Raw genomic sequence first — 8304 nt, forward strand, 5'->3', positions numbered from 1 at the left:
ACCTGCCAGATCCGGTCATCCCCGGCCCCGCCAAAATTGGTGTCGTTACCCTCGTTCCCGTTGAGAAATCATTGTTCTGTCAGCCGTCAACGGTATCGTCGTCACCCCAACCTTAAACGCTGTCATTGCCGCTGGCACCAAAGATCAGGTCATTCCCGCGCCGCCGGTCGAAATGGCATTTCCGGAACCACCTTAAAGCGTATCGCTTGCGGGGGTGCCAGCCTCACGGCAAAAATCACCACCAAACAGCCTGCCATTGCCTGCCAGACCATGGATCTGATCCGGGCCAAGGCCGCCGTCAAGCCGCTCCGCACCATCAGTACAGAAAATCGGCTCAGTGGGTCCGTCGGGTGTTGGTTCGGGGTGTGTTGGTTCAGGATGACTTGTTTCAGCGGACGTATCCGGGCCGTGATCGTTGCAAGCAGGGCCACCGATGAATAGCGATCGTCCCAAGAGGCCGACCAAAATCAAAAGAATTTCTGAAACCAGCCCCCCAAAGATCAATCATTCACAAAAAGCCTGCCTTATTAATGTATTGGGGGACGATCCGCGCTTGGGAGACAACGGATATATTCGCGAACAAATCATCTGAGCAGTAGGATCGAGGTGCATTGAAGGGCATCTGTGTCGATCCCGAATGAAATGCCCGGACAATCGGTGGCGATTATCCGGGCATTTTGCTGTTCCAAACAAGACGTGCTTTCCTCGTCAGGAAAATACTTTGGTCAATGCCTTGTCGATCGCGTGGGTGATCTGGTCAATGTCATCCGCTGTGGCGATCAGCGCGGGTGACAGGCAAAGCGTGTTGTTCAGGCCCGTTAGACTCCGGTTGGTCATGCCGATCAGAACGCCTTGCGCGGCGCAATCGGCGACCACGGCGGCGACCTTGGTTTCGGCCGCTGGTTCCTTGGTGCCACGATCCGCCACCAGTTCCGCGCCGCAGAACAAGCCCTTGCCGCGCACATCGCCAATGACCCGGTGCCGGTCCATCAGGTTGTGCAGGTTGCCCATCAGACGCTTTTCCATCCGCAGCGTGTTGCCAAGCAGGTCTTCATCCTCCAGAATCCGCATGTTTTCCAATGCCGCCGCTGGCCCCGCAGTGCAACCGCCAAAGGTGGAGATATCGCGGAAGTAGGACATTGGATCGTTGGGATCGTCCTTGAACATCTCAAACACTTTTTCCGTCGTGACCATGCAGGAAATTGCGGCATAGCCAGAAGCCACGCCTTTCGCCAAGCTCACAAAATCCGGCTTGATGCCATAGTTTTGATAGCCCATCCAGGTGCCGGTGCGGCCCATGCCGCAGACCACTTCGTCGATATGAAGCAAGACGTTGTATTTCTGGCAAATCTCCTGCACCCGCTCCCAATATCCCTCAGGTGGCGTAATCACACCGCCGCCTGCCGTGACCGGCTCAAGGCACAACCCACCCACGGTATCCGGGCCTTCGCGCAGGATCACTTCCTCAATCGCATCCGCCGCCCGCAGGCCGTAGTTTTCAACGTCCCACTGCTTGCGGTATTCCATGCAATGCGGCACCTCGACGAAGCCGGGCGCAAAGGGGCCGTATTGCTCATTCCGCTCATTCTGGCCGCCTGCCGACATGGTGGCGAGGGTGGAGCCGTGGTAATCGCGGTTGCGATACAGGATCTTGTATTTCTTGCCGCCGTGATGCCGGGCAGAGATCTGGCGGATCATCTTGAAGGCTTTTTCATTCGCCTCAGAGCCGGAGGTCGCGTAGAAAACCCGGCTCATCCCCGGCATTTTCTCGATCAGCTTTTGCGCAAACAACGCGCCGGGTACCGAGCCGACCGAGCCACCATAAAAGTTCATCTTCACCAACTGGTCATAGACCGCTTTGGCAATGCTTTCGCGGCCATAGCCGACGTTCACGGTCCAGACACCGCCCGACACCGCGTCGATAAGTTCCTTGCCCTTGGCATCCCAGACCCGCAGGCCCTTGCCCTCAACGATGATCCGGGGATCGTTGGTTTCAAACGGTTTATGCTGCACCAGATGGTGCCAGATATGGGCGCGGTCCGCTTCGATCACGCCAGACATATCATTGCTTTGAGTCATGTTCTGCATCGGGTCACCTATTGGAAAACGGGGGCATTGGCCGGGTTCACCGGGAATGCGATGATATCTGCGGCCAATAATCGGCCATATGCGCGGAACTGCTTAGGGCCAGATATGGCGATGACATAAGGCCAGAATAACGAAAGGCGCGCGCATGACCAATGGCCAGCGCGCGCCAGTGTTGTTTTGCCGCTGCTTACTTGATTTCAGCTTTGGCAGCGGCCACGTCTTCGGCACTCATCTCGCCTGTGGTCACAACCTCACCACCTTTGATCTGCCACAGACGGAACGGGCCGGAAATATCGCCATATTCGTCAAAGGCGACGTTGCCGATCACGCCCTGATAGTTGATCGGTTTGCCTTCGGCGATCAGCGCCAGCGCTTTCTTGAACTCCTCCGGACCGGCATAGATCACCTCACCTTTCGGATCGACCACGCTGCGAATGGCATCGCGGATCGCGGTGGATTCGGCTTTGCCCGCCTTGGCCACGGCAAGCCCGATAATCGCGCCCGCATCGTAGGACCGATCCGCCGCCGGGGCTGATGGTTCGATCCCGCCCGACATTGCCGCATAATTGTCATAGAAGTACTTGGTGGACGCCGTTTCGGTCGTGCCGGATGAGGTGCCGTAAGCCCCTTCCAGATATTCCGCGCCAACTGCCGTGATGAAATCGGTAGAATTCATGCCATCATTCAGCAGGAATTTCTGCGGGCCACCTTGCGAAATCCACGCCCGCGCGATTGTCGCGCCATCAACGGGGTAGGAGATCAGGTAAAGCGCCTCCGGCTCCCCTCCCATTGCCGCTGTCACTTCGGCGCCATAGTTCGGCTGGTTTTCGTTATAGGGCGTGGTGGAGGTGATGGTGCCGCCCATCGCGGTGTAAGCGGCGGTAAACTCGCGCGCCATGTTCAGCCCGAAATCGTTGTTCACATGGATCAGCGCCATTTTCTTCAGCCCCGAATCCATCGCATATTTCGCCGCCGCAATGCCTTGCAGCGCGTCAGAGGTGATGGTGCGGAAGAAGTATCCGCCGGTTTTACCATCGCGCGCCAGTTGCGTCAGTGTCGGCGACGACGACGCGGGTGACATTTGCACCACTTTGGCAGGTGCCGTTACCGAGGTCAGGATCGGGATCGAGACCGAGGAAATGATGCCGCCGATGATCACCGGAACCTGCTTGATGTTCACAAGCTGCGTTGCCTGATCCACGGCGACGTTGCCTTGGCTTTGGCTGTCACGGGTGTCAGTCACCAACTGGCAGCCCAGCACGCCGCCTGCCTCATTGATATCGCGAAACGCCATTTCCACCGATTTCGCGCCTGCCTGGCCGTAAGCACCAGCAGGTCCGGTCAATTCCATCACCATGCCGATGGTGACATCGCAAGCCTGCGCACCAAGTGTGGTGGCGCAAAGAAGGGCCGCCGCGAGGCCGGGTGTTTTGAACAGTGTCATTTTCTCTCTCCTTGTTGGTGTTTATTATTCGTTTGGAAGCCACGTTTCTTGCAGGTGCCGCCAGACCACGCCTTCAGGCGCGGCAGGGTCAGCGGTAAACAGGGCCGAGGATCGGCGTGCGGTTTTGGCGCCTTCGATGACCTGATGCTCATCGTACACGATCAGCGCCGCATCGCCCAACAGCCGCGCCTCCCGCATCTCTACCCGGATCGCGAAATCGGGGCCGCGTTTGCTGCGCGCGCTGCGCAGCATCGTCACAACTTCGGCAGCGCCAATCATCTGCCCATCCGGCACGATCATTTGCATATCGGTCGCAAAAGCACGGGCCGAGTCTTCCATCGCGCTCTCGGGCAGTTTTCCGGTGAACCAACCGACGAAGAACGCATGGCGGTTGATGACTTCGGCGCGGGCGGCGGCGAGGATATCCATTCAATGCCCTTCCTTGTTCAGGTTGTATTTCATCACCGCACCATGCCTGCCGCTGCGGTCGCGTTCCAAGCTGTAAACATCTCCCGGCACCGGATGGGCGCGGGCCAGAACTGCGTTGATTTGCGCGAAATCCTGCGCGGTCAGCGGAATATCGGGGATGGCAAGATTGCGCGCCAGATGGTCGCGGTTGCGCGCACCGACGATCACTGCGGCGACCTGATCACGCGCCAGAACCGCCCGGCTTGCGATGCTGGCGATATCGCTGCCGTGGCGTTTGGCGATACCCGACAGGCATTGCAAAAGCTCCTGAAACAACGCCCAACCGCCGAATTCATCCACAATCAGCTTGTATTTGACCAGAGAGCGGTTTTCCCACGGCTCCACCGGTTCCTTTGCGCCAAGCCAGCGTTCCGAAAACAACCCGCCTCCGACCGACCCATAGCACAGGAACTGGAACCCTTGCGCCTTCGCCAGCGCCAGCATGTCGCGTCCGGGCCGATCATCAATCAACGAGTATTGCACCTGCATCGAGACCAAAGGCACATCGGCCGCCAATATCCGCTGGGTTTGGGTGGTGTCAAAATTGGTGCCGCCGATATTGGCGATTTTGCCAGCTTGGCGCAGGTCGGCCAGCCATGTCGCCACTTCAACTTGCCGGTTCACCTCATAATCCCACCAATGGAACTGCACGAGGTTCAACTGCTCCATCCCCAAACGCGAAAGCGAGCGGTCAATCGCCGCTGCCACATCAGCGCGGGTGATGGTGGCGAGGTTGCCAAGATCGGGGACGAATTTCGTATGCACCTTGATCGCCTCCAAGGCTTCCGCACCGTGGCTGTTGCGGTAAGAGGCACGAAATTCGCCAATCAGCGCCTCCACCCCGGTATAGATATCGGCACAGTCGAAAGTGGTGATGCCAGCCTCGGCAAAGGCCACCATATCGGCAATGCTCTGCACATGGTCAATCGCGCCATGCCCGCCTGCAAGCTGCCAACCGCCTTTGATCACGCGGGAAATGCGGTGGCCGGGGGCCAGATCAACGGTTTGCATCTTGTGCGCCTTCCAAGGAAACAGCCGTGGTATCAGCGTGGTTGAACCCGCGTTTGCCGATACGGGTGATCCGCAGGCGGGACGGGCAATTCGGGTCCGGGCAGGCGATTTCGGCATCCGTGCTCATCCAGTCGTTCGGATGCGTCATGCGCTGTTTGGCGGCCAGCAAAGGCAAGACCGAGGCGAGCGAGTAAATCGACATCCCCTGCCCTTCCGGCAGAAACATCATCTCGCCGCGCAACTCAAAATAATCGCCCACCTTGGCATTGCACCACAGCTTTGCACCTGCCGGGGCGACTACTTCCACCCGCAAATCCCACAGATCGAAACTGTCGCTCATGCTGCCTCCGCCTGTTCTGCCCAAAACTCCGGCGCTGCGCGTTCCAGAATTGTGAATGCGCGCTGGATATCGGCATTGAGTTCACGCACGACATCCAAGGCATCGCCCGCCCGGAGCGCCTGCAAAATGCCGTGATGGTGCATGGTCGCCGACGGGTCGGTCAGCGGGCTGTGCAGCCGCGCCGCCGCCCGCACATATGGCCCCGCCTGCATCCAAAGGCTTTCGACAAAGGGGAGCAAAACCGAAGACCCGGCCTTTTCGTAGATCGCAAAGTGGAAAGCGTGGTTCAGATGCGCGACATCGCGCGGGTCTTTCGCCGCCTCATATGTCCGGGTGAGTTCATCGAGGGTGGCGAGATCGTCGCCGGTGATATGCCCAATCGCCCGCTGCGCAAGGTCGCTTTCGATCAGGCTGCGCGCCGCTGCAATATCGCGTGCGCGGTCAATCGTCAGTAGCGGCACCCGCACCCGGCGGTTCTGCATCGCCTCCAACGCGCGTTCGCTGACCAGCCGCGCAAGGGCTTCGCGCACTGGCATTGATGATACCGACATTCTGGTCGCCAGATCACCGGCCAGAAACACCTCTCCCGCGTCAAAACCGCCGCAGATCAGCGCCACGCGCAACTGGCGATAGATCCGGTCCTGCACGGTTTCGCGCCCGATCGGCGCAAGCCGATCAAGACCGCTTTCCGCCCAAGTCTCGCTGCTTCGCATTCGAGCCCCCAGAGTGATTCATGCTTTACTTTAAGCTTGAAACGTGATGTTGTAAATGATTAATGATAATTGATCAACTTTATGGAAACGTCAATGAAATCGCCCGATCCCCTGCTTTTCGCACAAGGTCTGTGCAAGAGTTTTGGCGGTTTGCAGGTCGTGCGTGATATGTCCCTGGCGCTGGACGAGGGGGAGATTTTGGGGGTGATCGGGCCGAACGGAGCGGGAAAATCCACCTTGTTCAACCTGTTGTCCGGGTCTTTGCCGTTGAACGCTGGGAGTATCACCCTTGATCGTACTGACCTGAGTCACTCGCCCGCCGAGGCACGGCTGCGCGCGGGGCTTGGCCGCACCTTTCAAATCCCACGCCCGTTTCCGCGTATGACACTCCTGGAAAACATTTTGACCGCAGCGCAGAATCAACCGGGGGAAGCGGTTTTGACCGCCCTGTTGTCCCCGCGCCGCGTTCGGGCGGTTGAGGCAGAAAACACCGCCCGCGCCCGCGATATTCTGAAATTCCTATCATTGGACCATCTGACTGACCAACCCGCCGCCGTGCTTTCTGGCGGGCAGCGCAAACTACTGGAACTGGCGCGCGTGATGATGGCGAAACCGCGCGTCATTTTGCTGGATGAACCCGCCGCGGGGGTCAATCCGGCGCTGCTGGACCTGATCATCGACCGGATTCAGGCGATCAATGCGCAAGGCGTCGCCGTTCTGCTGATCGAGCATAATATGGAAATGATCGCCCGGCTTTGCCCGCATGTCATCGTGATGGCGGCAGGGTCAAAACTCGCCGAAGGGTCGCCCGCCGAAGTGTCCGCCCGTGCCGATGTGATCGACGTATATCTTGAAGGGATGCCGGCATGACCGCGCTTTCGGTACAAGACTTGCGGGCGGGCTATGACCCTGATCTGTCCATCGTGAAAGGCGTCAGCTTCAATGTGGCGCAGGGTGAGACCGTTTGCGTTCTGGGACCGAATGGTGCAGGAAAATCCACCTTGATCAAGGCTTTGGCCGGGCAAGTGCCGGTGCATGGTGGGCATGTGAGCCTTGGCGGCAAGAATGTGACCGGGTTGCGCAGTCATGCGCTGGTGCGGCAGGGTTTGGGCTTTGTGCCGCAGACAGAGAATATCTTTGCCAGTCTGACCATCCGCGAAAACCTGCAAATCGCGGCGGAACTGCTGCCGAAAACCGCGCGTGCCCAGCGGATTGACGCGATGTTCGAGATGTTCCCCGACCTCGGCACACGCCCTGCGGAGGTGGCTGGTGCGTTGTCCGGCGGTCAGCGCCAGATGCTCGCAGCCGCGCGCGCACTGCTTACGGAGCCGGAGGTTTTGATGCTGGATGAACCCTCGGCGGGTCTATCGCCGAAATTGGTGGCGCAGGTGTTCGACACTTTGGCGCGAATTGCCGCTCGGGGCGTGACACTGATCCTCGTAGAACAAAACGTGCGCGCGGCCTTGGCGATCACCAAGCGCGCCTTGGTTCTGGTCGACGGACAACTGGCGCATGATGGGCCAACCGAGGCTTTGCATGACGGTGCGCTGCTCGGGCGGCTGTTCCTTGGTCAACGCGACGAGGCAAGCGCATGAACCCGCAAGCGATTGTTGAGGGGTTGATTTCAGGCTCCACCATCGGTTTGGGCGCGATTGGCTTGACGCTGGCCTATTCGATCCTGCGCTTTGCAAACTTCACGCATGGCGATTTTCTGGCATGGGGGGCGTATTTCACCCTGTCCATCGCAGGATTTCTAGGCGGGATGCTGACCGGGCTTGGCGCGCCGCTAAAACCCTTCAGCTTTGGGCTTGGCTTGCCGCTGGCCATGCTGGGCGGCATGGCGTTGACCGTGCTTTTGGCTCTTGGTCTGGATCGGATATTGTTCGGGCGGTTGCGGGCGCGCGGCGCAGAAACCATTATCATCGTGATGGCGAGTTTCGGTGCTTCTATGGCTCTGCGCTCCCTGTTGGAGTTCATCTATACGGCAAAGCCAGAATACTACACTAACGCGCTGCAAATCGCCAAACCGATCGGATTCGGGATGCGCGCCACACCAGATCAGCTTTTGGTGATCGGGGTGACCGCCGTGCTGGTGTTTGCGCTGCACCTGATGGTCACGCGCAGCGCGACGGGGCGGGCGATGCGCGCGGTGGCAGAGAACCCTGCCCTTGCCGGGGTTTACGGGATTGATGCGGCAAAGGTGATCCGGGTGACATGGATCATCGGCGCGGGGCTGGCTT

9 protein-coding genes are annotated in these 8304 nt (G+C 59.2%); 3 read left to right on the forward strand and 6 right to left on the reverse strand.

The window, feature by feature from the left end:
• Positions 1-708: 708 nt before the first annotated feature.
• The 6 genes from L0H65_RS09690 to L0H65_RS09715 all read right to left on the reverse strand — a co-directional run bounded on the left by L0H65_RS09690 (position 709) and on the right by L0H65_RS09715 (position 6064).
• On the reverse strand, positions 709-2088 hold the full coding sequence (locus L0H65_RS09690; RefSeq protein ID WP_301458670.1) for an aspartate aminotransferase family protein: 1380 nt from the start codon (positions 2086-2088) through the stop codon (positions 709-711).
• 187 nt (positions 2089-2275) lie between these two features.
• Complete coding sequence (locus L0H65_RS09695; protein WP_301458671.1) at positions 2276-3532, reverse strand: ABC transporter substrate-binding protein; 1257 nt, start codon at positions 3530-3532, stop codon at positions 2276-2278.
• Between the two features lie 24 nt (positions 3533-3556).
• A complete protein-coding gene (locus tag L0H65_RS09700; RefSeq protein WP_301458672.1) occupies positions 3557-3961 on the reverse strand; it encodes a hypothetical protein in 405 nt (134 codons plus the stop codon).
• Entirely contained in the window at positions 3962-5011 is a 1050-nt protein-coding gene (locus L0H65_RS09705; protein WP_301458673.1) for an aldo/keto reductase, read from the reverse strand.
• Positions 4998-5351, reverse strand: a complete 354-nt coding sequence (locus L0H65_RS09710; RefSeq protein ID WP_301458674.1) for a TIGR04076 family protein — start codon at positions 5349-5351, stop codon at positions 4998-5000. The genes L0H65_RS09705 and L0H65_RS09710 overlap by 14 nt, the downstream gene beginning before the upstream one ends.
• Positions 5348-6064: a GntR family transcriptional regulator gene (locus L0H65_RS09715; protein WP_301458675.1), complete on the reverse strand. Its 717-nt coding sequence runs from the start codon at positions 6062-6064 to the stop codon at positions 5348-5350. Before L0H65_RS09715 ends, L0H65_RS09710 begins: the two co-directional genes overlap by 4 nt.
• Positions 6065-6157: 93 nt before the next feature.
• On the opposite strand from L0H65_RS09715, the gene L0H65_RS09720 reads away from it, so the two are divergent.
• The 3 genes from L0H65_RS09720 to L0H65_RS09730 all read left to right on the forward strand — a co-directional run.
• Entirely contained in the window at positions 6158-6934 is a 777-nt protein-coding gene (locus L0H65_RS09720; protein ID WP_301458676.1) for an ABC transporter ATP-binding protein, read from the forward strand.
• A complete protein-coding gene (locus tag L0H65_RS09725; RefSeq protein ID WP_301458677.1) occupies positions 6931-7659 on the forward strand; it encodes an ABC transporter ATP-binding protein in 729 nt (242 codons plus the stop codon). The genes L0H65_RS09720 and L0H65_RS09725 overlap by 4 nt, the downstream gene beginning before the upstream one ends.
• A partial coding sequence (locus L0H65_RS09730) for a branched-chain amino acid ABC transporter permease (RefSeq protein ID WP_301458678.1) occupies positions 7656-8304 on the forward strand: 649 nt, incomplete at its 3' end. The genes L0H65_RS09725 and L0H65_RS09730, both read left to right, overlap by 4 nt.

The organism is Pseudorhodobacter sp. (assembly GCF_030452865.1).
In the GTDB taxonomy this organism is placed as follows: domain Bacteria; phylum Pseudomonadota; class Alphaproteobacteria; order Rhodobacterales; family Rhodobacteraceae; genus Pseudorhodobacter.